Genomic DNA, 25,885 nt, shown 5'->3' on the forward strand with positions numbered 1-25,885 from the left:
GTTACGAGGGGGCAGTAAGATGGGCAGAAATAACCGGCAGCAAGGTCTCCTCGAGCAGTTTGACGCTGCATTTGGTAAGGTGACAGAGGATCGCCGAGATGTGTACGGCAACCCGCAGGATACATATCGACGGATCTCGACAATGCGCGCGGTGGTCGATGAGTGCCCTGACGCGGAAATCCGAGAGATTCTTGGTATGATCGTGACGAAAGTTGCTCGGCTGATACAAACGCCAGATCACTTAGACTCGTGGGTCGATGTTGCTGGCTATAGTCGATGCGGTGTTATGCTGCTTGATGAGAGAGAATAAGCTGGCGTGAATGCGTTGGATAAAAGATGATAGAAATTGAAAGAGTTGCGGCAGTTGACGGCCGAATTGAACTGTGGGCCTTCGATGCGGTCGCTACCTCGCGAGAAAGGCTCAACGGGCAGTTTCTGGGCTACGAACAACCCATCCGTCAGGCCGAGACTGCCGCCAGAAGTTCATCCGAAGCTCTCTGCTGGTCTGTTGGCAGAACGCTCGGGAATGTCGCTGTGTTCAGCGACGATGTTTTGGCAACAATGCCGACGCCCTCCGGTACCAACGCTATCCTTGCCTGTGACATTGTCGAAGCGGGAAAGATGAGAAACGGCGCCAAACGATGGTGGTGCCGCACTCATCAGCATCATTGGGGTACGAAACCGGATTTATTGGGTGCCCGCCGCGACGGTGTCCTCCGTTGTGCAAATCATACGCAACCGATGTCCTACGTCGTAAATCCTCCGCGGGTCCGCGTCGATGCGTCGGAGGCACTGGCGATCACGTATGAGCTTCCTCCCGCATTTACTAGCAGGGGTTGGAAGTCCGAATGTCTGGCACAAAAGTTTATGGTGCAGAGTTTCGAAGGCAAGGAAAAGAACCCAACCAAGCTGTACGAGTGCGAGGCGCTGACAGTAGTATACAGCGATAGAAGCGATCTTCTGGGAGCAGTTGAAGAGCGGCTAGTCCACCTCACTCCCCCCGCTGCTGTCGAGTATCTTTTAGCCGTCGAGCGCGGCGTGGAAATGGGTAGCATCCATTGTAAGGACTGCGGTTGGCCGCACTTGGATCTTGGCGAATTCGCAGATCGCGCCCACAGTAAGCATTTGTGCAGCAACTGCGGCCGCGATGGAACTTGGAGCGACCGACCAATAGCATCGACGCCTCTAAAGTCGCTCAACGATCAATTTTCTCCTACACCTCGACGGGTGGCTGACGACATTCTTGATCTTGACGAGTTGCCTTCGGCCGAGTTCGCTCTTTGGCCAAGTATGCCGGCAATTCTTTGGACCTCCGAACACCCTCAAACTGAGGGTGTGATGGCCCGCGTCATGGTTGACGGAACGATTGCGATTGAAGGTGTGTTCGAACGCATAATGTATCGTGGTGCGCCCCTTTGCAGATCCGACCTCATGACCGCTACATTTGGTCAACGGATGTAATCTTCTGAGCTCCAGCTCGCTCGATCGACGCCGAATAACGCAGATGCGCCAAATGCTCTGCGCCTTTTGTTAGAAGTGGATGACCTAGTCCATCCAACGGCTCACCTTTCCGATGTCCTGTGGTTGCGATTATAGGCCTCCGGATTCTGCTGCCCATTCGTCCCAGCCAAAAATGTCGGTGTGCTCAACGTCGAGATCGCGCAGGCCGAAGCGTTCAACGAGGAAGCGCTCAAGCCCTGCGCCGTTCGGTCGCCATGGCGCGTGCAGGTCCCAGTTTGCCAAGAAAACCCCATGGTAGATAACTTCGTGCAATCGAAGCTCCTCGGCGGTTACGAGGCCAGGATCTATCGCATCGGCCTCACTTTCCGGAGTGGCCAGCATTTCCTGGCCGCGAACGTACCACTCCTCGGGGTCAACCTTGAGTCCCCTTAGTCGCGCGTTGAGCATGATATTGCCCACAATGCTGAGGATCTCCCAATCCTTCATGCCGCGTAAGTGCATAGCTTCGAGAAGCTCGCGTGAACGCCCGTCAGCCATGAGCCTCGGTACGGTAAAACGTAGAGACTGGAGGGTCAGGCGGTAGCGATTCTCAATGTCCAAAAGAGAACGATCAGGATCGAAGTTGGGACCGGGACCATTATGCCACGGCACAAAATTGAACCGCTTCGAGTGGAACTCCCTGTCCGGGTCGAGTGGTGGAATGCTTCGACGCAGGGCTTCTGAAAAGCCAGCCCCGGCAAAGAAGTGCCGGAAGAGTTCAGCATAAGGTCGTCCAATAAAGCTCGCTTCGAACAGGTCCCGGTTGAACTTGTGCTTGAGATCGTCGTCATCCAGAACCGAGACGCTGCGCAGCGCTGCGGCAAATACCTCGACCGCATGGACGAACTCGTCGGGTCCGCGGTCCGCCGCCGGCAACCTGACGTGGAAACTCGCCTCGCCTTCCTCTATCTCTTCGAGCTCAAATCCGTCGGCATCGGCACCAACCGATATCTCGATCCGAACTTCATCCGGGACGATGCCGAGGTCGCGCTGCGCGAAGGCGCACGCGATGAGCTGCAGTTCGGTCACGAGCTGTTCCGCGGCCGGCGTGGTCGCAAAGTCATTTGAGAAGCGGCACTTCCACCGAAGGCCTAGCGCCTCCCAACTTAGGTTCCGCTCCTCGCCGACGTCGCCGAATGGGCGATCCGCGAAGCCACTCTCCATTCCTTCCCACGTGTCGTCCCAGCTTTCGTTGTTCCAGAAGCCGGATTGTTCTCGTGCGCCGTCGATCACCACCTCGGCAATTGGAGGCGGCCAATCGGCGGTGATCTTCTCCACTTGTGCCCAGCCAGCTGGATCCCGGCGGGCCAATAGCCCGAACAGCGCCGCCGCTTGTCCGATGTTGATTTGGATGCGCTCACTGTCGTCACTTTCGTCATCATGGTCGGCATGAACCAGATGGGTGGCGCTGAGCACGGGAGCAGCCCGCAAATAGGCGAAGCTGTTCCCCGCGAGATCATCCGCTCCGGCAATGTCGAAAATTGCGTCTGCGAGGAGGTCGCCATACTCACTTACATCCTGTCCTTCGGCTACGAAGGCGGCCGCCATGGCGTGGTACTTGGCAGCATAGCCGAGGCCCAGCTCGCCATATTCGCGCGAGAGCAGGAGCAAGACCGTGATCGCTCCTCGCAACCTCTCGCCGGAGAACCACTTTCCTTTGGCACGATGGAGTTCACGTATGGCTGCTGCTCGCTCACCGCGATCGATGAGGCCGTGGGCGCGGTCGAGCGCTTTCTCGCCGGCTGCCGTTCCCCCAAGCCGCTTGGCAAGCAGTTCGTCGGTTCGGATCCCCAGCTCCAGCAGCCCCTCATCATTGCCCCCGTTGGAGATGAGTTTGGTCAACAGGTCTGCAAAGGACTCGACGGGATAGAGGGGCGCCTCGGCCGCGTGGTCGAGCATCTCGTTCCACAATTCGGCGCTTCTTCCATAGTTGGGCATCACGCCCGGCGCCGGCGGTGTTCGTTCGAGGAGTGCCGAAACATGGAGTAGGCCGGCCCGACGCCCGGGCCCAATGTCCTTGGCCAACTCATTCTGGAGCGTAGCAGACAGGCGGTCCCGGATCGCCGCGAAGTCAGCGTGGTTGCCGTGAAAGTGGCCGAGATAGAGCGCTCCCATGCAGTAGGTCAGCAGCGTGCTCGCAGTCGATAGGTCCCCGATCGAGACATGGTCCTCTAAGTCGCTGAAATAATCCTCGACTCGCGCGGCTTGGCTGTCGAGTTCGCCGCGCCCCCGCAGCTGAGCTACGGCAATTTCATAACTGGCATCGCGTACGAGATCGCGAGGCGTGATCGTAGCGAAGAAGCCCTCCATTTTTGAAAGCCAGAACCCGAGATCGACCCGGGCACTCTCTTCAAAGGTCGCTGCACGGAGTCCCGATTTGATCGCGACAAAATGCGCCCGGCTGACGGGAATAACGTCGCGCTCGGCCCATTTTCGCCGGTGCGCCGAATAGCCTTCTTCCTGCACCACGTCCGGCGCAAGATCTTCGGGAAGGTGAAGATATTGCTGTGCGATCCAGAATATGTCGGGCTCGGCGAGCCATTCTGCTATCGCTGTACCGTCGAAAACGCGCAGTTCCACGCCCGCCTCGTCAGCTTCCTTGATGAGCTTGCGCCGCCGCCCGATCGGAAGATTGCTTTCGCAGAAGCAGATGATCTCGTCGGGCTTTCCATTCGCGATGATCGTCTTGAGGTCGCGGCGGATCTTGGCTTCGATCTTCTTTTCGAGGCTGCATGCGAACACGACGCGCCTGGTCGCGGATGATCGCCCGGCAAAGGAGGATCCCACCGTGAGACTGTCCGAGATTTGGGTTTCGAAGGTCTCGAAGTCCCGTCCACCATCTCCACCGCTGCTGACCGGACCCGTTGCGGGTAGAATATTGCTGTAAAGTCGCGCCCGGGCCGTATGCCGCGCGAGCTCCTCGAATTCGTGATGCCCGCTGCGGGTGGAGAGTTCGCCGAGATAGTAGCGGATCTGACCGGCGAGCTGCGCTGGATTTGCCATGACATCGTCATAGGAAGTCGGCGGGCATCGGTCAGCCTCAAAGAATGTCTGCATTTCCATTTGCCGACCGCGCTGCAGCCCCCGGAGCAACCCGACCTCGGCAAGCTAAGCGATGCCTGCTCGCGAGAATCGGTCGTTCACAATCGGTCGTTAGCTGCCATAGTCACCGGCACGCCGGCAACGTCCGCTTCGTTTAGTTTCCCGTTCAAGCCGGCGTGACGGCAAACGGCCAACGCCTTCGACGAAGTTGCGAAATGAATATAATGAGCGTTCGAGGCAGGTCGATTTTCGTTAGGCCTTTTGCCGATCCGTATATATTTGCTCTTGTAGTTGTGCCGTCGTGTGGTTTGACGCCGCGTATTCTGTCATCGGGAGCGTCACGGCGGATCAAGTCGCGGGGCGAAGGGGGAAGCCAAAGTGAATCAAATCAAGGGTCTCGCGATCCACGACCTCGAACGGCGCGACGGCGGCTTCTCCGTCGTCCTTGCCGACAAAGAACTCCCGGTTAATGAAACGACCCAACGGGTCGTCGACGAGCTTTACGAACTCTACAAGGGTCGCGCCTCCAAATCGCACGGCAAGTTCACGTCCGCTGACGGCTATCCAACCGAAAGCTATGTGGTCGATTTTATCCGTCACAAAAGTATCGATTTCCTCGCTTTCACCCACAAGATGATGGCCAATCTCGAAATTCAGGCTGGCCGCAAGTCAGCTTCGACCGGAGGATATGTCTTCTTCGCACGGTTTTTTGCGGATAAGCGCGACTATCTCCTCGTCGCAATCGTCAACGACAAACTCGGTGCCGCACTCACCAGCAACCTCCAGATGCAAAGCGTCAAGCATCTTGATCTTGACGGCTTCCGCTTTGCTGGGCGGATCAATCTTACCGGTTGGGCCGCAAGGGAGGAACGCTATGTCAGCTTCCTCAAAGGGAAGGGCAACGTCTCTGAATACTTCCAAGAGTTTCTGGGCTGTGATTCCGTCGTGCAGGACCGCAAGGATACGAGCGATCTAGTAGCGTCATTGAAGGACTATGCTGCCGCGGAGAAAATGAATGAGGTCGATACTGCGGCCTTCCTCGGTAAGGCAAAGGTCATTTGCGAGACTTATTCGCGGCAGCGCGAGGAGCTCCCCTTCGAGGCGCTCGCTAATGAGCTTCTTCCCAAAGCACCGACGAAACTCGTCACTTGGCTCGCGCATCCGGATCGCAAGTTAAACGACGGCTTCGTCCCCGACCGGCGCGCTTTAAAGTCGCTCGTCCGCCTCAAATCGCAAACTCCCGCCTGGAGCGTCGAGTTCGATCGGGAGGCTCTCAACCACGGCCCGGTGCGCTTCAACAAGAAAGATAATAGCCTCACGCTCCTCGATCTCCCCGATGAGTTTGTCCACGAATTGCGGACGCTGGTCGGCTGACATGAGCATCAGCTGGTCTGAGCTGGTGGACCTCTACCGGTGCACCAAGTTCGATGCTGAGGCGGGCACAGGTCGGCTCAAAATCGCGACGCTCAAAATCGCCGAAACCATCGAGCGCATCGAGAACGACGATACGCTCTATGAAGACGCGCAAATCTCACTGGTTCAAGAAGGCGTCGCGCTGACCGTCGGAACGACCGTCGATATCGAATGGAAGCCGCCGTCGCAAAAGCTCGGGCTGCTCGTTCGCAACTTCGACGCGCTGTTCAAACATTTCGACGCAGCGTCCGCGGAGCCCAAACATTACTATGTGATCGAGGCCGCCTTCGCCAATGGTGACAGTGTTGTGCCGTCAAAGATCGTCGAATATCGAGCGATGCTCGGCGTCACAAAATATCTGCGTCAGGCCGCATCTTATGTTGACGATACCCGCCGCGAACTAGTCTTTATCGGCACCCAGAAGATCATCGTTCCCGAACGCTTCGGTGCTGCCGACCTTCAATCCAACGTGTCCGAGCTTTCAGCAAGGCTCGACGGACTTTTGTCGCAAACGCTCCACGCCGATCACCGGATGACGCTCTTCGTCAATGCGATCTGCGAACTTGCTGGCCCCGTGCCCGAAGCTCAGCGCTTCGGCTATCTGCTGCGCAACCTCGAAGTTCTCTGCAACCGCCTCGAACAGGGCTACAAACTTTTCATTTCGAGCTTCTCTTACTCCAAAATCCGCAACGAGGTTGAAACGGCGCGCGTCGATTTCGTTGCAAAGATCCACAAGACGATCGTCGACATTCAAAATCAGCTTCTAGGTATCCCAGTCGCGACGATGATTGTCGCGGCGCAGCTCAAAAAATCGACTGGCTGCAGCGCAGAATTTTGGAGCAATATCGCCGTTCTGTCTGGCGCCGCGATCTTCGTTGCGCTCTTGCTACTTGCCGTCCTCAATCAGCGGAAGACGCTTGGCGTGCTCGCGCTCGAGATCGAAGGTCAGAAGACGCGCCTGGCCGACGAATATGCCGATGTCGCGGACCAATTCACTGACATTTTTACGGATCTCGAAGCGCGCATCCGCTGGCATGAGATCGCGCTGCGCTGCGTAATCGGGATTGGGGTCTTCGGTTTTATCGTCGCGCTCTTCGTCTTCCTCGGGCTCACCGAAGAAGGATCGGGTACTTGCCTGAATCTATGGCGCTAAGGGTCTTGGGAGTTGATAGCGATGGCGAAGGCGAATGACCGCGCAAACTGAAAGGAGGGTCTGCTACTTTAGACCTCCCCGCTGAAAGCTGCCTGACCGCTAACGGCCAAACGTGGGCACCGCTTCGCGGGTTAATAAACGCGAAAATGGGGACGCAGGTGTCGATGGGCTTCAAAGCGTCCGCTGCTCCAACTCCATTTCTGGAACGGCTCGCCGCTCCGTTCCCAACATGCCCGAATCCTCCCAGACGACGACCACCGTCTGCTGATACATCTGGCCTTTAACATCGATAAAATCGCCAAGGACCCGGATCATCGCGCTATCCGGCCCGTTGCAGACTATTTCAACCCGATCCAGCGATCCCAGCGGTTTGAGAGCGGCATCGACGATTTTGCGCTGCTTGTCGGAAAGCGCGCGGGAAAAGCCTGCGATCCCGACCACCGATACGCTTTGGTGTTCGCGGATAAACTCTGCACCCACCATGTCTCCGTCAGGACAGGTCACGACCACGCGATCGGAGTTGGTCAGTGGCGCCCGGGCCGTCGGAATTTCATGTATCGTCACCGGCGGTGGAAGCGCGGGGTCCGAGAGGATCAGAACGAAAGCCGGGATTGGAAACACAATATCACCTCTGGTTGGCCAACGCTCGATCTACGGTGTAGGATTCCAGTCAGCAACGCATGTCGTTCTGAAGCCAACAATGCGAAATCGTCTATCCCGTATTCACCCGGGAGCGAGCAAGGCAAGAAATTCGACAGCACGGTTCGTCGTGTCTGCCGGCCGGACCTTTCAGCCCGGCGAAGGCTCAATCCTTGATGTCGATCCGGTAGCTGCACCCGGCCAGAACCTTCCCCGGGTGCGTGGTGACGGTCGAGACATTGAGCGAAATCCTGGACGTCCCCTGAAAGGCCGGCGATCCCCCATCGAAGGGCGCCTCGACGATCGAGCGCTCACCCAGATATTTCCCCGGTGCGTCAATGATCGGGGTGATCCCCAATTCCTTCGCGAGGGCCTGCGGGGTGAGTTCCGAAAAAACTGCCATCAGGCCCGAATTGCTGAATGCGACCTGGTCGGTCGTCCGGCCGAACACGGTTACCGGCGTTGCAAGCCGATATTCGGAGAGGAACGGGTTGCTGCTCTTCACCGCCGTCATTCCGTAGTGGCGCTTTGCCTCCGCATTATCGTGAAACCAGAACGCAAATCCGTTCCATGTGGGCACGTCTTCGAGTTTGCACGCGATGATGTCGGCAAGCGTCAGGCTGGACGGCTCGACCTCGTATCCGGAACTGTCGTCGGCCCGAACGGGGTCAGCGAGGAGAAATGCAAGCGTCAGGGCAAGCGAGGCTGGATGAAATTTCACGAGACGTCCGGATCCTTGATCGAGTGACGATATGGCGGCTTTTCTATCGTTTCAGCGCAGCTTGGCAAATGCGCGTTGTGCCGGATTGTGTACCGCACGGGCGATGGTTTCTGGCTCCGGGCCCGATCACCTCCGAGGGCGTAATGACTGTCGGATTTAATTCAAAAACCGCCCGGTCGCGGCATCATATGTTCGGGAAGTCGATCCATAATCGCTGTTAAACCCGGCTGCGATAACAACGAATTTCCTCTCGTCGATCGATATGCCGGATGCGCTATTGATCCTTATTGTCGAGATTTCCGATCGATTGCGGAACCCGATATAGGAAAGCTGATTTTTGTCGCCGTGCATCAGCGCATCGCCCAGAGCATGTTCGAGCGCCGCGAAATTCGTATCGGCGGCGCGGAAAGTCGCTTCGGGCCCGATCGAAGCACTTGTCCCGTCCGGCCGGGAGTCCACGATTGCGCCGCGCATGGTGACGTCGTCATAGGCATTCTCCCGGGACGGATTTTCGACCGTCAGCGTCACATGGTCCTTATAGATAATCATGTCATGGATTTGCCGGTTGCCCGCATAGGCTATCGCACGATCATATGCCTTGCGGAGCTTCTCCTTGTCGAAATTTCCTTCGTTCCGTCCGGTTAGCGTTTTCGGCAAATCCTGCACGAATGTCGTCACCGTTTCGATCCCGCCCGTCACGAGGGCGAAGGGGGCCAAAAAGCCAAGCCCAAGGAAGACCAAAGTCGCGATCAAATTGGCGGTTAGCCGCGCCGGTGACATCCGGGCGGACAGATCCAGCGCGCCGCCGAACAGCCCCGTGCCTTTGTCGGGATAGGATGTCTCGGCTTTTTGCGTCTTCCAGGCGGGAGGCGGCTCGGCGGCTTTTTGCTGCCAATCTTCGGGCGGCTCCTTTTCGATGACCCCATAGCCGGGGCTCTCCGGATCCTCGATGAATACGACAAAGCGTCCGGTGTAGAAATTTGGAAGCTCGCCCATGGTGATGAACTGGCGGATTACCGTTTCATAAGGGGCGCCATGTTCCGGAAACACCGTCAGGGTGAAAATGAACATATGATTGAAGTTCGAAACCGTCAGGCCTGCTTCTTCAAGCTTGCCGACCCGCGCCAACACGCGTTTGCCAGGCAAAATTCCGTCCTCGGCAGCTTCGAGAATCCGGTTCGCGATGCCGCTCTGTGCGGACTCGAGCATCGGTTTCAGATTGCGCGATATGCCCGCCACGAACGAGCCGGTGAACAGGAAGCTTGCCGCGATATATCCGATCACCACGAAGGGTATCCATGAATCGGGTGCCACCCCGTTTGCGCCGGCGACGATAAAGCCGACAAATGACCCTATCGTCATCCACAGCGCCGCCAGAAAAAGGAAGCGGCGCGGGTTGAATCGGGTCTTCGGCGGGGTTGGGGAGGATAGGCTTTGCGTCAAGATGGATATGGTCCGTCGTCAGAGCATCTGGCATAGCTCGCGGGGTAAATCAGCGGCGTGCGGGCCTCACCTTGGTGTTGATATTATGCGGGAATCTTGCGGCGCTGCAAGCACCGGTGTTCGATGGTTTGCTTCCGGGCAGCTGAAACACATTGGTGTCCTTGCCTATTCGATCGACGAGTTGCCCTATAAGGAATCTCGATGTTCGCATCGAAATGTTGATCATCAAGATGCAGATGTCTGCTTCTCGAACTTTGCCTCCGGAAGCGGACGTTCTCCAAGCGGCCAAGTCCGGCGCTGCTGCATTTGGGCCTAGCCGAGTTCGTTCATCTGACTTGGCATCATGATCGATTGGGGGATTGGTTGTCTCCCGCGGGCGGCTTGCGGGGCGGCGAGGCGGGCCGTTGGTCATCGGTTCAGGGAACGAGTATGGGATTAGGGCCGATAAGCCGTGCGGCGATATCTTCATGCGCTTTGGCCGCCTCGGTCAGCGAATAGCGATGCAATTCGATGTCGCGGAATACACCTTGCTGCCAGAGGCCGAACACTTCGGCGGCCGCCTGGTGCAGCATTGTGCCCTTTACCGTCGCGGCCGCGCTTGCGTGTTCGACTTTGACACCGCGCGCGGCGAGTGCTGCCTGATCGACGTCGGGCGCGCCCGATGCGGCGCCGATGGTGAAGATCGATCCACCATCCTTGATCGCCGCAGCCGAGGCGGCGAACGTCGCCTTGCCGACGAATTCATAAACAACGTCGACGCCCGCCGGGGCGACCGCGAGGATGCGGCCGGCAAGGTCCGGGTTGTCGGATGCGAGCGCATGATCGGCCTCGTCCGCGATGCGCGCGAGCTTCGCTGCGGAACCAACGGCAATCACGGTCGCGCCGAGCGATTTCGCCCAGCGGGTCACCAGCGAACCGACGCCGCCGGTCGCGCCCTGGACGAGCACGGTGTCGCCGGCCTTGACGGGAAAAAGCTCACGCACCGCGAGCCAGGCAGTGACGCCCTTGGTGAGCAGGCCCGCGGCGATCTCGCCCGGAACATCGTCGGGCACGCGCACCAGCGGCGCCGTGTCGATGATGCGTTCCTCGGCATAGGCGCCGGGCGCGAAGAAATAGGCGACGCGGTCGCCGACGGCGAAGTCCGCGACTTCGGGGCCGATCCCGGTGATCGTGCCGGCGCCTTCAACTCCGCCGACGAAGGGCACGGGCATCGGATAGACGCCGGCGCGGAACATCGTGTCGACGAAGTTCACACCGATGGCATCGTGGCGCAGGCGAACCTGCCCCGCGCCAGGGGCACCGATGCTGTCGGTTTCGGGAACGAGAACGGAAGGGGCGCCGGTCTGGCGTACGCGGATAACGGTGGTCATTGTCTGTCTCCTGTCCGGGAAAATGTCAGTGCTGGTGGCCGAGCTCGCGAAGGCCGGTCATCCAGTCTTCGGTGTGCCAGGTGCGGGCGACCTGTCCGCCCTCGAACTCATGGATATCGACGGCCTGGATCCGCATCGACCGTCCGGTCGCGGGCAAGCCGAGCCACACACCCTTCTGGGTGCCGGTGATTGTCGAGCGTACGACGACCTTGTTGCCGTCGCGGATCACATCTTCGACCTTGATATCGAAGTCGGGGAAAGCCGACCGCAGCTTGGCGAGCGTCTGCTTCGCGGCCTCGGGGCCCGGCGGCACCGATGGCGGCGTCGGTATGTCCTTCCACGCGGGCGCGAGCAGCAGGTCGAGGAGCTCGGGGCGGTTCTGCGCGAACGCATCATACCAGAGCAGTACCGCCTGCTTCGGGTCGGCGGGGAGCGTCGCGGACGCCTCGATGGCCTGCGCCTGTGCCGGAGCCGGCAGTGCGCTCATCAGCGCCGCGGCGGCCATAAGAAAAAGGGGAGTCTTCATCGCAACGATCCTTTCAGTTCGTCGGCAGCGGCGCGATGGCGCCGAGCTGCTGCAGGACCGAATAGAGATTGGCGACACCCCAATGTTCGGTGATCTTGCCATCGACGACACGCATCGCATCGACAGTTTCGAAGCTCACCCTGGTACCGGTGCCGGCGATGCCGAGGAAGTCGCCCCGATGCGTGCCGTGATAGGTCTTGTACGTCGTCACGACGTCGCCGTCAGCGCGCTGCCAGTGGATCTCGGGGGTGAAGTCGGGAAAAGCTTCGCGCAGCCGTTTGTAGAGGACAAGCACGCCCGCCTTGTCGCGCGTGCCGCCCGGCTGCGGCGTGTGGTCGAAGAAGTCGTCGGCGAAGAGTTCGTCGAACAGGGCCCAGTCGCCGCCGCCCTGCACCGCTTCGGTGTTGCGGCGGGTGATGGACTTGGCGATTTCGCTAATATCGTTGGTCATCTCATATTCTCCAGACATGACGTCTCTCCTTGCGAAAACGGGAAGCCCGTCCGCTCGATCTGTTCGACTATGGGGAGGCGACCGGCCGGAACCGGCCGCCTTTTGGGGATCAGGCGAAAAGCTTGGCGGCGGTCTTCGCGACCAGCTCGCCCTGATGGCGCGCGCCTTCGAGCTCGATTTCCGAAGGCTGGCGCGATCCGTCGCCGCCAGCGACCGTCGTCGCGCCATAGGGCGCGCCGCCCGTGATCTCGTCGACCGTCATCTGGCCGGCGTGACTGTAGGGCAGGCCGACGATCGTCATGCCGAAGTGCAGCAGGTTGGTGATGATCGAGAAAAGCGTCGTCTCGTTGCCGCCATGCTGTGTGGCCGACGAGGTGAAGGCCGCGCCGACCTTGCCGTTGAGGGCACCGCGCGCCCACAGGCCACCGGCCTGGTCGAGGAACGCCGCCATCTGGCTCGACATGCGGCCGAAGCGCGTGCCGGTACCGACGATGATCGCATCGTAGTTCTCAAGGTCGGCGATGGTTGCGACCGGGGCGGCCTGATCGAGCTTGAAATAGGCGCTTTTGGCGACCTCCTCAGGGACGGTTTCGGGAACGCGTTTGACGTCGACTGTGGCGCCGGTGGCGCGGGCGCCTTCGGCGATCGCATTGGCCATGGTTTCGATATGGCCGTAGGACGAATAATAGAGAACGAGAACTTTGGTCATTTCAGTTTCCTTCGTTGGTCCTGCGGCCAGATCCGCAGCGGTGGCGCTAAACTGGCTTGTAAAGGGTCTCTTGAATATCCGAATAATATCGACCCATAGGTTCGATGGTTTCGACATGTTGGCGCGCTTCTCCGGGGTCAGATGACCGACAGCAGTCCGCCGTCGACCTGGAGCGCGATGCCGCTGATATAGCTCGACAGGTCCGAGCCGAGGAACGCGACGGCGTCGCCAATCTCGCTCGGCTGGCCGAGGCGGCGGAGGGGGGTGCGCTGGCGGAACCTCTCCGATGCTTCCGCGATGTCGGGGGTCGAGCGGAGAAGTTCGGTATCGATCGTGCCGGGCGCGATCGCATTGACGCGAATGCCGTCGGGGCCGAGCGCGTCGGCGAGCGCCTTCGCCATCAGGACGACGCCGCCCTTGCTGGTCGAGTAAGCGACGGTGAAGCCCGCGCCGACGATGCCACCTATGCTCGCCATCAGAACGATGCTGCCGCGCTTGCCGAGCGCCTTCATGTCCGCCGCCGCGGCCTGCGCGCCGAACAATGTGCCGTCGAGGTTGATCGCCATCAACCGGCGATAGTCTTCCTCGCTGACGTCGGCGCCATCGGTTTTCAGCGAGATTCCGGCATTGAGGACCATCACGTCGACGCCGCCGAACTCTACTGCCGTTGCGACGAGAGCCTCATTGTCGGCTTTGCTCGAAACATCGGCCTTGTGGAAGCGGGCGGCGACGCCGAGCGCTTCGATTTCGGCCGTCGTTGGCGCGCCGCCTTCGCGCGGCACTTCGGTGATATCGGACACGATCACCGCTTTTGCACCGTGCCGTGCGGCGGCGATCGCGATCGCGCGGCCGATGCCGCTCGACGCGCCGGTGACAATAACGGTCTTGTCCTTGAGAATGTCGCTCATTGTCTGTCTCCTTGGGCTCGATATCAGGCGGCAGCGGCTAGGCGGAACTTCGCCATGTCCTGCAGGACGCTGTTTTCCTCGACCTTCTCGGCGAGGCGATATTTGGTGATGTCGCCGATGCTGACGAGGCCGACGACGAGGCCCTCCTCGATCACCGGCAGGTGCCGGGCGCGGCGATCGGTCATCACCTTCATCGTATCGGCGATGCTGTCGGAAGGAGAGGCAGTCGGCACGCCGAGCGTCATCACATCGTCGACCGACATCGTGAGCAACGCCGCGCCGTAGATGTCGAGGCCGAGCACGACGTCACGTTCCGACAGGACACCGAGCAGGCGGCCATGGCCCGAGCGGACGATCAGCGCGCCGACCCGTTCGGCGTGCATCCGCGATACCGCCTCATGGATCGGGGCGCTGCCCGGTATGGTGACGAGCCGATGGTTCTTGTCCTTCAGGATATCCGAAATACGCATCATGCTTCTCCTTCTGAGGGGTAGGGGGCGTTCAGCCCTGCTTGATCAGGCTGTGGACCATCAGCGCGCCGCCGAATTGCTGCAGCCGGCCGCCTTCATCGATCCGGCCGAGCGCGATGGGCGCGAAGCCGAGCGCATCGACCAGGTCGGCGACCGCCGATGTCGCCTCGGCGTCGTTGCTCGACACGAAGATCGTGCGGCGTCCGCCGTCGACACCGGGCTCGGCAGCCAGAACCGCGGCGGGCAGGCTGTTGAAACCCTTGACCAGCCGCGCGCCGGGAAGCTGCTTTGCGACGAGGTCGCTCGACAGCGCGCCGCCCAGATCGGCGGGCGAGAAATCGGTGAAGTCGATCGCGTTGGTCGCGTCGACCGCGATGCGGCCCTGCCAGTCGGCGATGCCGGCGACGGTGTCGCCGACCGCGGCAAAGGGCACTGCGAGGATGACGATGTCGGCGGCGAGCGCCGCTTCGAGCGTCGCGGGCTCGATCGCCGAGCCGAGGTCGGCGGCGAGCGGCGCGATTGACGCGGGTCCGCGGCTGTTCGCGATGAGTACCGGGATGTTCTTGCGAGCGAACTGGCGGGCGAGAGCGGTGCCGATCGCGCCGGATCCGATGATTGAATAGGTCATGATGTTGTCCTTCTGCTTTAAGGTTGATTGTGGATTGCATTCACGCCGCGCGGCGCGGGGTTTCGGGAAGCGGGATGAATTCGGTCTCGCCGGGCACACCGGGGAAGCGGCGTTCGCGCCAGTCGTCGGCCGCCTGCTCGATCCGCTCCCTGCGGCTCGAGACGAAGTTCCAGAAGATGTGGCGTTCGCCGTCGAGCGGCTCGCCGCCGAGCAGCATCAGCCGGCTGGGGCCATGGCTGCGCAGGATGATTTCGGCGCCGGGTTTAAAGACGATCAGCTGGTCCCGGAGGAAATGCCCGTTCAGGCCCTCGATTTCGATCTCGCCGTCGACGACGTAGATGGCGCGCTCGATATGATCGCTGTCGACCCGGAAGCGGGCACCGGCTTCGAGTGTAACGTCGGCGTAGAGCGTGTTGGAGAAAATCTTCGTGGGCGAGCGGCTGCCGTCCAAGTCGCCGGCGAGGAGGCGGATATGGGTGCCCTTGTCGCTAAGCTGCGGGATCGCGTTCGCGGCGACATGCTGGAAACCGGGTGCGGTTTCTTCCAGTTCCTGTGGCAGCGCGAGCCAGGCCTGAAAGCCGAACATCGTGCCGCCATTCTCGCGGAACTCGGCGCCGCTGCGTTCGGAGTGGACGATACCGCGGCCCGCGGTCATCAGATTGACCTCGCCCGGATTGATCGTCTGGACATAGCCCTCGCTGTCGCGGTGGACCATTTCGCCGTCGATCAAATAGGTCAGCGTTGCGAGGCCGATATGCGGGTGCGGCCGCGTGTCGACGCCCATGCCGGGGCGGAAAACCGCCGGGCCGAAGCTGTCGAGAAAGATGAAGGGGCCGACCATGCGGCGCTGCACCGAAGGGAGCGCGCGGCGGACGTCGAAGTCGCCGAGATCGCGCACCGCAGGGAGGATGAGCTGGTCGACGGGGCTGGCGGTGTTGAGGGTCATTGTCCTGGTTCCTTTGAAAATCAGTGGATCGACAGGAGTGCGAGCGCCGCAACCTGATCGGCAGAAAATCCGTTGGCGAGCAGCGCTGCGGCGCGCTCGTCGGCGAGCCTTTGCTCGCGCCGCGTCGCCGTGACGAAATCGCGGATCGCCTTGACCTTGGGGTCGACGGCGGGATGCCGGGTTTCGATACCGGTCAGGGCCAGCTTCACCCGCTCGCCGATCCGTCCGAACAGCGAGATGTCGCTGGTCTCGCCGATGGCAATGGCGTCGGCCACGACGCGCCAGTCGGCGCTGGAAAGCTGCGGGATCGGCATGTCGTTCAGTCTCATCTCAGCCTCCTGGCTCGATTGGATGAGATGAAAATATGCCTGGGCGGTTGCCAATAAAACCGGTATAAGATCGGTAGAAACGTTCGAGGAAATCGATATGATATCGGAACCGGGTACGCCGACGCTCGACCAGCTCAAGGTGCTGTTGACCGTCGTCGATGTTGGCAGTTTCGCGGGGGCGGCGCGCAAATTGAACCGGGCAACCTCGGTGATCAGCTACTCGATCGCCAATCTTGAGGCTCAGCTCGGCATGCTGCTGTTCGACCGCGAAACGACGCGCAAGCCGCAGCTGACCGAAGCCGGCCGGATGGTGCTCGCCGAGGCGCGTACCGTCGCGAACGGGATCGATGGCCTCCGGGCCAAGGTCAGGGGGATGCTGCAGGGGATCGAGGCCGAACTGCACCTCGTCCTCGACGTGCTGCTGCCCGAGGCGCGCGTCGTCGATGCGCTGACCAGCTTTCGCGAGGAATTTCCGACGGTGTCGATGCACCTGCATGTCGAGACACTCGGGGCGGTGACCAAGCTCGTCCTCGATAAGGTCGCGTCGATCGGCGTGACAGGGCCGCTCGATGGGCCCATTGCGGGCGTCGAGCGCATTTCGATCGGGCATGTGCCGATGATTCCCGTTGCGGCGCCGCAGCATCCACTGGCGCTTGCCGGCCGCAACGCGCCGGGCGCCGGACGCGAGCATATCCAGCTCGTCCTCACCGACCGTTCGCCGTTGACCGAGGGGCGCGATTTCGCGGTGGTGAGCAGCCGGACGTGGCGCCTCGCCGATCTCGGCTCGAAGCATATGCTGCTGAAGGCGGGGATCGGCTGGGGCAATATGCCGGTGCCGATGATCGAAGAGGATTTGAAGACGGGTCGGCTGGTGGCGCTTGATCTACCCGACAGCATCGGCGGCGATTATGCGCTCGCTGCCATCTACCGCGCCGACACGCCGCCGGGCCCAGCGGCATCCTGGCTCATTGCGCGGTTCGAGGAACAGGCCAGGGCTGAAGCCGCGGTGTGAGGGCAATGTTGCCGGAGTGGATCGCCTAACGTTCTAAGACGCGCCGGAAGGGCGTCAGGATCAGCGCAGAGACGGCAGAGCTGGACGCCCCGATCCAGATCGATTCGATCGCGGCCGCGAGTTGCGACGCCTGACCCGGGTTGAAGCCGCTGAGCATCAGCAGGAGCGGGAGCCATTTCATGACGGGCGATTCTCGCCGAGCCCGAGGAAGGGCAGGAGGGTGATGGCGATCATCGAGGTCAGCAGCCCTGCCATTGATCGATCGCCGAACTCGGCCGCGAGCTGGAGGAAGACGAAGGCTGCGGCGCTGAGCGTGACGCCTGCGTAAAGGAGCATCACCGCGATCCCGGGAAGGCCAAAACCGCGAGACGCAGAGGTGCGCGCGGTGCCGCGCGATGCCGGGACTGCAGACCGAAACGCACCATGGGTTTTGAGAGCTTGGAACATATCATTCTCCTTTCCGGTCATTCGCGGAGGGTCGAGATTGGGGAGGGGGGCGCCTCGGCGAGGCGCCCCTCGTTCGTTCACCGGCGACGGGCGTCGAGGCTGAAACGACCGGCACCGAAGGCGACGATCTGCAGCAGCCCGCCTGCGAGGGCGATGTTCTTGAAGAAGTGGATGAACTGGTTCTGGTCGACGAGATCGCTATGGAAAGCGAACGCGGCGGCGACCGAGAAGAGAGCCATCAGCGCGGCGACGAGGCGCGTGCGATAACCCGCGATCAGCGCGATGCTGCCGACGACCTCGACGAGGACCGCTGCAGCAAATCCCAGCGTCGCGAAGGGCAGACCCGACGAGGCGATCATGCCGATCGTTGCCTCGGGTGCGCTGAGCTTGGCGACCCCCGAGAGCAGGAACAGCGGCGCGATAAGGAGCCGGCCGGCGAGCGGTGCGGCGCCGGTGAGAAGGCTGGAGTAATTGGTGGTGGCGCCTGAAAATCCGGCGGCAGCGGTAGCGGTTTGCGTCATGGGACTTTTCCTTCTGAAACGGCACGCCACCATGGAGCGCCGCGGTGACCGGGAAATGCCATCGCGGGGCATGTCGAACCAGACGAATAAAATAGTCCGTTAGGTTCGATAATTTCGAATTACCTGGCGTCTGGAGCGGGCTGGTCCGAGCCTGTCCGTTTCTCGCGGAAGCCCGATGCACCGGATACCGTTTCGGAGATCCGGTGCATCGGGCCTTGGGAGCCGGCGCTTATTCGGCGCCCTTGGCGGCTTCCTCGATGATGCTGGCGACCGCGGCGGGCTGCGAGACATAGAGCGAGTGACTGGCGGCGACTTCCTTGACGGTCGATCCGGCGCGGGCGGCCATCGCACGTTGGGCGGGCGGCGGGATCATCTTGTCGTCGCTGGCGACGAGGTACCAGCTCTTCTTTTGGCGCCAGGCAGGGACGGTTACCGCACCGGCGAGCGCATTGACGCCCCACGGCACCTGCGACGCGGCCATGAACTCGGCTACCTCGGGCTTCACATCGGCGGCGAAGGCGGAAGCGAACTTTGCCTTGTCGAGAAAGATATAGCCATCGACCGGGGGAAGGATCGGCGGCACCGGCGCGCCCGGCGCGGGGTTGGCGATCAGCGAGCCGACCGATTCGCCTTTGTCGGGAGCGAAGGCCGCGATGTAGACGACGCTTGCGACCTTGGGGTCGGTGCCGGCTTCGGACACGACCACGCCGCCATAGCTGTGGCCAACAAGGATCACTTTGCCATCGGCGGCAGCGATCGCGCGCTTGGTCACAGCGACATCGTCTTCGAGCGAGTTGGTCGGGTTCTGGACGATCGTCACCTTATAGCCGTCCTTCGACAGCAGCTTGTAGACATCGGCCCAGCCCGAGCCGTCGACGAAGCCGCCGTGGACGAGGACGACCGATTTGACGGGTTCGGCCTGCTTTGCGGAAACCGAGGGAGCAGCGGCGACGGCAAGCGAGGCGGCAGCGGCGGCGAGGATCTTCTTGGTCATGGCATATCTCCTATCTGATATTTCGCGATAATCATTATCGCGATAAGTCGTTTTAAGGCTGGACTTCCGATGTTGTCAAAGATAAAATTTATCGCAATAATGGATATTTCCACAACGCATTGATTCAAAAGGAATGTTTTTATGTCCGGACCCGATGGCAAGCCGCTGCCGCTCGATGCGCAGCTCTGTTTCTCGCTCTATTCGACCACGATCGCGATCAATCGGCTCTACAAACCGATGCTCGATTCGATGGGAATCACCTATACGCAGTATCTGGTCCTGAGCAGTCTCGCCGAGCAGGGCGAGCTGACGATCGGTGCGATCGCCGAGCGTCTTGCGCTCGAACCCAGTACGATCACCCCACTGGTCAAGCGGCTCGAGAATGCGGGACTTGTTACCCGCAAACGCAACCCTGCCGACGAACGGCAGGTGCATGTGCATCTGACCGGCAAGGGCAGGGCGCTTCATGAAGGGGCGGGCTGTCTCACCGATGCGCTGCTCGCCGGCTCGAAGCTGACGATACCCGAAATGATCGCGTTCAACGAGCAGGTACAAAGGCTGCGCGCCGCGCTCACCGAATAGTGGAGTGCGGCGGCAGGCCATGTCAAAGGTCAGGACATCTTGCCGATCGCGATAGCGATCCCGTCCACGGTCAGCATGTTCTTACCCCCCTTCCGATTGTCGCCTTGTTCCAGTGTCGGCGGTCCGAACCCGGCTGATTCTCGCGCTACGGGCATGAAAAGGCCTATAATTATATAAATTGACCGGTCGGACGATCATATATTGCTCGATTGTCGAGATTATTATAAGACCGACCGGTCGGATAATTAAAACAGGGGAGGTTGATATGAAGGCCGTACTTGGCGCAGGGGCCCTTGGCAGCCTGCTTTTCGTGAGCCCTGCGCTTGCCCAGACCGCCGATCAAGGCGAGACGGAAAGCGTCGCCAACGAGATTGTCGTGACCGCGAACCGGCGCGAAGAGGCGCTGCAAAAGGTCCCCGCGGCGATTACCGCGATCACCGGAGAAACGCTGGCGCGCGACAATATCACCAGCCTTGAAGGCGTCGCCGACCGTACCCCGGGCCTGACCTTCGCCGCCTTTGCGGCTGGGCAGCCCGAGATCGCGATTCGCGGCGTCGGGACCAAGGAGGACGGCCCCGCCGCCAGCGATTCGACCGTCGTTTCGATCGACGGCGTCTATATCGCCGCGCGCTCGGCACAGGTGTTCGACCTCTTCGACCTAGAGCGCGTGGAGGTGCTGCGCGGGCCGCAGGGCACTCTCTATGGCAAGAACTCGATCGGTGGGTCGATCAACTTCGTGACGCTGAAACCGTCCGACGATTTCCGCATGAAGCTGCAGGTCAAGGCGGGCAATTACGGCCGGATGGATGCCGCGGGTCTCATCAGCGGCCCGATCGCCGAAAATCTTTTCGCGAAGGTGGCGTTGAGCTATCGTTCGAGTGACGGCTATCTGCGTAACGTCCTCGTCGGCAGCCCCCAATATGGCGAACGCTGGGGCGAGACCGAAAGCTTCAGCTATCGCGGGACGCTGCGCTGGACGCCGTCGGATCGTTTCGAGGCGATCTTCACCGTCGACGGCGTGCACGACAATAATGGCGCGACGAACCGCGAACCCGTCGGCAGCCAGGGCCCGTTGCACAATTGCGGCTGTGCGTCCGACCCCGTCGCGGTGAATATCGCGCTCGGCGGCGCGGATAGCCCCTATACGACGCTGGCTTCGGTCGAGGGCTATACGAAGCGCACGATCTTCGGCGCCAATCTTCAGCTCAATTATGATTTCGACTTCGCAACGCTGAGTTCGATCAGCAGCTATCGCGAGACCGATTATGACTATCTTGAGGATTCCTCGGGGCTTCCGCCTTCGTCGGTCTTCACCGACCTCACCGGCGCCTCCGGCAATCCGAACACTGTCCTGCTTGGCCCCGCGACCAACGGCTTCACCTTCAAGATCACCGATGCCGTGCGCGAGAAGCCGAAGCAGTATACGCAGGAAATCCGGCTTATCTCGCCCTCGGGTGGTGCGGTAGAATGGATCGGCGGCCTGTTTGTCAGCAAGGAAGAAAATACCCGCCACGAAGGGTTCAATTTCCCCGCGCTCGGCCGGACCGACCGGCTACCGAGCGTCTCCGAATCGATCCAGAGCAACGATGGCCTCTCCTATGCCGCCTATGCACAGGCCAGCTACAAGGTTGCGCCGGGTTTCAAGGTCACCGGCGGCGCGCGCTATTCCTACGAGCGCAAGAAGATTACCTCGCAGGCGATTATCTATAGCGGCCTGCCGCTGCTCCTGCAGGCCTACCCCGAGGTCGCCGCGAAGGACAGTTGGCGCAATTTCAGCTGGAAGCTGATCGCCGACTATGAATTTCAGCCCGATCTGCTCGCCTATGCCAGCGTCTCGACGGGCTTCAAGAGCGGCGGTTTCACAGGCACGGCGTCGACGGCGCTGACCGCAACGACGCCCTTCGATCCCGAAAAGGCCGTCAACTACGAACTCGGGACAAAGCTACAGCTTTTCGACCGGCGCCTGCGGCTCAACCTCGCAGGCTTCTATACCGATTATCGCGACCTGCAGGTGACCCGCTTTTTCCAGCCCGCGGGCACGACCTTCGGCCAGTTCATTACCGAGAATGCGGGCAAGGCGCGGATCAAGGGTATCGAGGTCGAGGCATCGGCGAACCCGTTCCGCGGTTTCGAAATCGGCGGCACCTTCGCCTGGCTCGATGCCAAATATACCGAGTTCACCGGCACGCCGTCGCAGATCGTCACCGGCGACTTCGACGGCAACCGCCTGCGCCAGTCCCCCAAATATGCAGCGAGCGGCTTTGCCGGATACACGCAGGAGTTCAGCGACGGATCGAGTCTCGGGATCCGCGGGACTTATAAATATCAGAGCCTCAGCTATTATGACGCCGACAATAATCCGATCACCGTCATTCCGGGCTACGAACTGGTCGATGGCTCGATCACTTTCAAATCGGCCGACGAGCATTTCGAACTCAGCCTGTGGGGGAAGAATCTCACCAAGACCGAATATCGCACCCACGTCTTCTCGCAGCGCGATAGCCGCGTCGCCTTCGCGCTTTATGGCGAACCTCGCACCTACGGGCTGACCGCGACCTTCAAATATTAGGCGCGGCACCCGGGCCGGACGGTAGGCAGGGCAAGGACGGCCCTGCCGACACCAGAGAAAGAGAGACGAATGACGCAATCGGTACGCGATATCATCGAAGACCGGCCCATGTCCGCATTCCAGTGGCGTATCGTCGCCATCATGATCGGCCTCAACGCGATCGACGGGTTCGATGTGCTTGCGATCAGCTTCGCCTCGCCGGGCATTGCGCGCGACTGGAGCCTCGATCCCGCGGCGCTCGGTTTCGTGCTGTCGATGGAACTGATCGGCATGGCCTTCGGATCGATGCTGCTCGGCAATCTTGCCGACCGGTTCGGCCGGCGAAAAACGATCATCGGCTGCCTCGCGGCGATGACCGCGGGCATGGCGCTTGCGGGGCAGGCGCACAATGTCACCATGCTGTGTCTGTGCCGCGTCGTCACCGGTGTCGGCATCGGGGGCATGCTTGCGGCGACCAATGCTGCGGTGTCGGAGGCGGCCAATGCCCGGCGCCGCGACCTTTGCGTCCTGCTGATGGCGGGGGGCTTTCCCCTGGGCGCAGTGATCGGCGGGACGATTTCGGCGACCCTCCTGGCCGACCATGGCTGGCAGGCAATCTTCCAGCTCGGTGCGTTGGTTACGCTGATCTTTATCCCGGTCGTCTTTTTCTTCGCGCCGGAATCGATCGCGTTCGAACTGCGTCGCGGCGGACCGCAGGCGCTCGGCTCGATCAACAGGGCGCTCCGGCGCATGGGCCATCCGGCGATCGCCACGCTGCCCGATAGGCCGCCCGCCGATGCGCAATTGCCTTTCGCGCGGCTGTTCTCGCCCGCGCTTGCGCGAACGACATTGCTGCTCACCGCTGCCTATCTCGCACATATCATGACCTATTATTTCATCTTCAAATGGATCCCGAAGATCGTCGCGGACATGGGGCATGCGCCCGCCGAAGCGGCAGGCGTCCTCGTCTGGGCCAATGTCGGCGGCGTGTGCGGGGCGCTCGTCATCGGCTTGCTCACCGCGCGGATCCCGCTGCGCCTGCTGACGGTTGCGGTCATGGCCCTGTCGGTGGGGCTCGTCATCCTCTTCGGTCGCGGCGCGGCGGACATTGGCGCGCTGACGCTGATCGCGTCCGCCACGGGGTTCGCGGCGACCGCTGGCGTCGTCGGGCTTTATGGGCTGCTCGCCAACAGCTTCCCCACCGCAGTGCGCGCAACGGCGACGGGCTTCACGATCGGGGTCGGGCGCGGCGGCGCGGTGCTCGCGCCGATGGTCGCGGGTGGCCTGTTCGCCGCCGATTTCGAGGTCCCCGTCGTGGCGCTGATCATGGCGCTGGGATCGGCGCTCGGCGCGCTGGCACTCGTTGGCCTCGGTGATGGCGCGAAGCGCGCAGCGATCGAGCCGGCATGAGCGACGCCGATGCCCGCGTCATCGCCGACTTCCTCAGCACCCGCGAGACGATGGGGCGCGAATGGGGGATTGCAATCGAAGAAGTCCGCGAGGGCTATGCCCGGATAGCGGTCACGGTGACGGAAACGATGCTTAACGGCTATGGCACCGCGCACGGCGGCGCGCTGTTCACCCTCGCTGACCAGGCCTTCGCCTATGCCTGCAACAGCTACGGATTGCAGACCGTCGCGCAGGCGGCGTCGATCAGCTTCCTCAGCCCCGCCCGGCCCGGCGACCGCCTTGTCGCCGAAGCGCAGGCGGTGATGGCATCAGGCCGCAGCGGTGCGCATAGCGTTATCGTGCGGACGAGCGATGGCCGGGATATTGCCTTGTTCCACGGCCTGTCGCGCACCGTCGGCGGGTCAATCATGACTCCGCAGATTTAGGCCGCGCTTTCCGCCGGCAGTGCGTCGCGGCCGAGGAAGATCGCCGTCGCGCGGTCCGCCAGCTCGGCCGCCTTGACGGGACCATCGGGCTCGAACCAGGTGTGCGTCCAGTTGATCATGCCGAAATAGAGCATCGTCGATGCGCGGCGCTCGGCGCGGCTCGTGCCATAGCGGGGACCGAGCTCGGCGAGGAGGTCGCCGACGAGGTCGATCAGTTCACGCTCGATACGCACGACCTTGCGGCGGCGCACGGCGGGCAGCTTGTCGAGGTCGTTGACGAGCACCTTGTGCCGGTCCGACGCCCCGACATAGAGCGCGAGGAAGCCGCGGGTCAGGCGTGCAAGACGCGCCGCGGGATCGGCCGGTGCATCCTTCAGCACGTCGCCGACCATCTGTTTCAGTGCCTCGACATGATCGAGCATGATTTCGAAGAGGATGTCCTCCTTCGATCCGAAATAATGATAGAGCAGGGACTTCGACACGCCGCTCGCCTTCGCAAGGTCGGCGATCGAGGCTCCGAGGAATCCGTGGGTGGCATAAAGCGCAGCGGCGCTGCCCAGCATCGCCTCGCGTCGGTCGGCATAGTCCGGGGCTTGCGGTCGGGCCAATCTCTATCCTTCAGGCGTCGTAGTCGAGTACAACCTCTTCCGTCTTCGGAACCGCCTGGCAAGTCAAGATATAGCCCTTGGCGAGTTCTTCGGCCGACAGGCCGTAGTTGGCCGCCATCACCACCTCGCCCTTGACCAGCCGCGCGCGGCACGTCGCGCAGACGCCCGCCTTGCACGCATAGGGCGCGGCGAGGCCGGCGGCGCGGGCGTTGTCGAGAATGCTGCCGTGCTTGCTGTCGAAGGCAAGGCGGCGGCTGCGGCCGTCCATCGCGATCACCAACTGGCGGCCCGACGCTTCCGAGCGCTGGCGATCGAGCTCGATGGCCTCGGCGCCGCTCGGGCGGTCGGCCGTAAAACGTTCGAGCATGATCGCGCCCTTTGCCATGCCCGCTTCGACGAGCGCGATTTCGGCGGCGTCCATCATCGGGCCGGGCCCGCAGATGAAGGCGGCATCGACGGTCGCGGGATCGACGAGGGTGCCGAAAAGCTCGCCCAGCCGGTCGCGGTCGAGCCGCCCGTTGAACAGCGGCGCCTCGGCATCGAGTTCGTCTTCGAGGAAATGATAGACCGCAAGCCGGTCCATATGGCGGTTCTTGAGCGCCGCCAGTTCCTCGAGGAACATGATCCCGCCACTGTGGCGGTTGCCATAGAGCAGGGTGAAGCGACTGTCCGGTTCTTCGATGAGCGCGGTCTTGAGCAGCGACAACACCGGGGTGATCCCCGACCCGCCGGCGATACCGAGGTAGGAGCGGCGCTTCCCGGGCTCATAATGCCAGGTGAAGCTGCCGTGCGGCGGCATCAGGTCGATCGCGGCACCCGCAACCAATTGCTCGTTCGCCCAGGACGAGAAACGCCCGCCCGCGATCCGCTTGATCGCTATGCGCAGCTCGCCGTCGTGCGGGCTGACACAGAGCGAATAATTGCGCCGCAGCTCCTCGCCGTCGACCGTCGCGCGCAGCGTCACATGCTGCCCGGCGCGAAAGGCAAAGGCGTCGTCCATCCCGGGCGGCAGCGCAAATCGCAGCGACACCGCATCGTCGGTCTCGCGCCGCGCGTCGAGGATCGTGAGGGAGTGGAATATCTCGGTCAT

General features: G+C 61.6%; 28 protein-coding genes. 9 read left to right on the plus strand and 19 right to left on the minus strand.

Annotated elements, in window-relative coordinates:
* Window positions 1–19 precede the first annotated feature (19 nt).
* Both AC07NV_RS17090 and AC07NV_RS17095 read left to right on the plus strand, forming a co-directional pair.
* Entirely contained in the window at window positions 20–310 is a 291-nt protein-coding gene (locus AC07NV_RS17090) for a DUF6378 domain-containing protein (protein ID WP_495167580.1), read from the plus strand.
* Window positions 311–336: 26 nt separating this feature from the next.
* Window positions 337–1,461: a hypothetical protein gene (locus AC07NV_RS17095; RefSeq protein ID WP_495167581.1), complete on the plus strand. Its 1,125-nt coding sequence runs from the start codon at window positions 337–339 to the stop codon at window positions 1,459–1,461.
* Window positions 1,462–1,590: 129 nt separating this feature from the next.
* Here the strand turns inward: AC07NV_RS17095 and AC07NV_RS17100 are convergent, their stop codons facing one another.
* A complete protein-coding gene (locus tag AC07NV_RS17100; protein WP_495167582.1) occupies window positions 1,591–4,563 on the minus strand; it encodes a hypothetical protein in 2,973 nt (990 codons plus the stop codon).
* A gap of 357 nt (window positions 4,564–4,920) precedes the next feature.
* On the opposite strand from AC07NV_RS17100, the gene AC07NV_RS17105 reads away from it, so the two are divergent.
* Both AC07NV_RS17105 and AC07NV_RS17110 read left to right on the plus strand, forming a co-directional pair.
* Complete coding sequence (locus AC07NV_RS17105; RefSeq protein ID WP_495167583.1) at window positions 4,921–5,916, plus strand: nucleoid-associated protein; 996 nt, start codon at window positions 4,921–4,923, stop codon at window positions 5,914–5,916.
* A gap of 1 nt (window position 5,917) precedes the next feature.
* Entirely contained in the window at window positions 5,918–7,108 is a 1,191-nt protein-coding gene (locus AC07NV_RS17110; protein ID WP_495167584.1) for a hypothetical protein, read from the plus strand.
* Between the two features lie 171 nt (window positions 7,109–7,279).
* Here the strand turns inward: AC07NV_RS17110 and AC07NV_RS17115 are convergent, their stop codons facing one another.
* The 12 genes from AC07NV_RS17115 to AC07NV_RS17170 form a co-directional block, all read right to left on the minus strand.
* Window positions 7,280–7,729, minus strand: coding sequence for a hypothetical protein (locus AC07NV_RS17115; protein WP_495167585.1), 450 nt, complete (start codon window positions 7,727–7,729; stop codon window positions 7,280–7,282).
* Between the two features lie 184 nt (window positions 7,730–7,913).
* Complete coding sequence (locus AC07NV_RS17120) at window positions 7,914–8,468, minus strand: hypothetical protein (RefSeq protein WP_495167586.1); 555 nt, start codon at window positions 8,466–8,468, stop codon at window positions 7,914–7,916.
* Window positions 8,469–8,624: 156 nt separating this feature from the next.
* Window positions 8,625–9,755 (minus strand): hypothetical protein, encoded by a 1,131-nt coding sequence (locus AC07NV_RS17125; protein WP_495167587.1) that lies wholly within the window; start codon window positions 9,753–9,755, stop codon window positions 8,625–8,627.
* A gap of 572 nt (window positions 9,756–10,327) precedes the next feature.
* Window positions 10,328–11,281 (minus strand): zinc-binding dehydrogenase, encoded by a 954-nt coding sequence (locus AC07NV_RS17130; RefSeq protein ID WP_495167588.1) that lies wholly within the window; start codon window positions 11,279–11,281, stop codon window positions 10,328–10,330.
* 25 nt (window positions 11,282–11,306) lie between these two features.
* A complete protein-coding gene (locus AC07NV_RS17135) occupies window positions 11,307–11,807 on the minus strand; it encodes an ester cyclase (RefSeq protein ID WP_495167589.1) in 501 nt (166 codons plus the stop codon).
* A 13-nt stretch (window positions 11,808–11,820) separates the two neighbouring features.
* A complete protein-coding gene (locus tag AC07NV_RS17140) occupies window positions 11,821–12,258 on the minus strand; it encodes an ester cyclase (protein ID WP_495167590.1) in 438 nt (145 codons plus the stop codon).
* 109 nt (window positions 12,259–12,367) lie between these two features.
* A complete protein-coding gene (gene wrbA / locus AC07NV_RS17145) occupies window positions 12,368–12,967 on the minus strand; it encodes an NAD(P)H:quinone oxidoreductase (protein WP_495167591.1) in 600 nt (199 codons plus the stop codon).
* 137 nt (window positions 12,968–13,104) lie between these two features.
* Window positions 13,105–13,875 carry a glucose 1-dehydrogenase gene (locus tag AC07NV_RS17150; protein WP_495167592.1) on the minus strand — a complete coding sequence of 257 codons (771 nt, stop codon included), beginning with the start codon at window positions 13,873–13,875 and terminating at the stop codon, window positions 13,105–13,107.
* A gap of 23 nt (window positions 13,876–13,898) precedes the next feature.
* Entirely contained in the window at window positions 13,899–14,348 is a 450-nt protein-coding gene (locus AC07NV_RS17155) for a CBS domain-containing protein (protein WP_495167593.1), read from the minus strand.
* 28 nt (window positions 14,349–14,376) lie between these two features.
* Complete coding sequence (locus tag AC07NV_RS17160; protein ID WP_495167594.1) at window positions 14,377–14,973, minus strand: NADPH-dependent F420 reductase; 597 nt, start codon at window positions 14,971–14,973, stop codon at window positions 14,377–14,379.
* A 40-nt stretch (window positions 14,974–15,013) separates the two neighbouring features.
* Window positions 15,014–15,919, minus strand: coding sequence for a pirin family protein (locus AC07NV_RS17165; protein WP_495167595.1), 906 nt, complete (start codon window positions 15,917–15,919; stop codon window positions 15,014–15,016).
* A 20-nt stretch (window positions 15,920–15,939) separates the two neighbouring features.
* A complete protein-coding gene (locus AC07NV_RS17170; protein ID WP_495167596.1) occupies window positions 15,940–16,248 on the minus strand; it encodes a hypothetical protein in 309 nt (102 codons plus the stop codon).
* Between the two features lie 100 nt (window positions 16,249–16,348).
* Here AC07NV_RS17170 and AC07NV_RS17175 point away from each other — a divergent pair, with 100 nt between their 5' ends.
* Window positions 16,349–17,260, plus strand: coding sequence for a LysR family transcriptional regulator (locus AC07NV_RS17175; protein ID WP_495167659.1), 912 nt, complete (start codon window positions 16,349–16,351; stop codon window positions 17,258–17,260).
* 25 nt (window positions 17,261–17,285) lie between these two features.
* Here the strand turns inward: AC07NV_RS17175 and AC07NV_RS17180 are convergent, their stop codons facing one another.
* The 4 genes from AC07NV_RS17180 to AC07NV_RS17195 all read right to left on the minus strand — a co-directional run bounded on the left by AC07NV_RS17180 (window position 17,286) and on the right by AC07NV_RS17195 (window position 19,222).
* Window positions 17,286–17,441, minus strand: a complete 156-nt coding sequence (locus AC07NV_RS17180; protein WP_495167597.1) for a hypothetical protein — start codon at window positions 17,439–17,441, stop codon at window positions 17,286–17,288.
* Window positions 17,438–17,707, minus strand: coding sequence for a hypothetical protein (locus tag AC07NV_RS17185; RefSeq protein WP_495167598.1), 270 nt, complete (start codon window positions 17,705–17,707; stop codon window positions 17,438–17,440). The genes AC07NV_RS17180 and AC07NV_RS17185 overlap by 4 nt, the downstream gene beginning before the upstream one ends.
* Before the next feature lie 77 nt (window positions 17,708–17,784).
* Window positions 17,785–18,228 (minus strand): DoxX family protein, encoded by a 444-nt coding sequence (locus AC07NV_RS17190; RefSeq protein ID WP_495167599.1) that lies wholly within the window; start codon window positions 18,226–18,228, stop codon window positions 17,785–17,787.
* A 229-nt stretch (window positions 18,229–18,457) separates the two neighbouring features.
* Window positions 18,458–19,222 (minus strand): alpha/beta fold hydrolase, encoded by a 765-nt coding sequence (locus tag AC07NV_RS17195; RefSeq protein ID WP_495167600.1) that lies wholly within the window; start codon window positions 19,220–19,222, stop codon window positions 18,458–18,460.
* Between the two features lie 141 nt (window positions 19,223–19,363).
* Here AC07NV_RS17195 and AC07NV_RS17200 point away from each other — a divergent pair, with 141 nt between their 5' ends.
* From AC07NV_RS17200 to paaI, 4 genes are all read left to right on the plus strand, one after another.
* Complete coding sequence (locus AC07NV_RS17200) at window positions 19,364–19,804, plus strand: MarR family winged helix-turn-helix transcriptional regulator (protein ID WP_495167601.1); 441 nt, start codon at window positions 19,364–19,366, stop codon at window positions 19,802–19,804.
* A 265-nt stretch (window positions 19,805–20,069) separates the two neighbouring features.
* Window positions 20,070–22,373 (plus strand): TonB-dependent receptor, encoded by a 2,304-nt coding sequence (locus AC07NV_RS17205; protein ID WP_495167602.1) that lies wholly within the window; start codon window positions 20,070–20,072, stop codon window positions 22,371–22,373.
* Between the two features lie 69 nt (window positions 22,374–22,442).
* Entirely contained in the window at window positions 22,443–23,762 is a 1,320-nt protein-coding gene (locus tag AC07NV_RS17210) for an MFS transporter (RefSeq protein ID WP_495167603.1), read from the plus strand.
* Window positions 23,759–24,187, plus strand: coding sequence for a hydroxyphenylacetyl-CoA thioesterase PaaI (gene paaI, locus AC07NV_RS17215; RefSeq protein ID WP_495167604.1), 429 nt, complete (start codon window positions 23,759–23,761; stop codon window positions 24,185–24,187). Before AC07NV_RS17210 ends, paaI begins: the two co-directional genes overlap by 4 nt.
* On the opposite strand, the gene AC07NV_RS17220 is transcribed toward paaI, so the two are convergent.
* Both AC07NV_RS17220 and AC07NV_RS17225 read right to left on the minus strand, forming a co-directional pair.
* Entirely contained in the window at window positions 24,184–24,795 is a 612-nt protein-coding gene (locus AC07NV_RS17220) for a TetR/AcrR family transcriptional regulator (RefSeq protein WP_495167605.1), read from the minus strand. The genes paaI and AC07NV_RS17220 overlap by 4 nt on opposite strands.
* Before the next feature lie 10 nt (window positions 24,796–24,805).
* Window positions 24,806–25,885 (minus strand): 2Fe-2S iron-sulfur cluster-binding protein, encoded by a 1,080-nt coding sequence (locus tag AC07NV_RS17225; protein ID WP_495167606.1) that lies wholly within the window; start codon window positions 25,883–25,885, stop codon window positions 24,806–24,808.

The sequence above is a fragment of the Sphingopyxis sp. GW821-FHT10B01 genome (assembly GCF_059415685.1).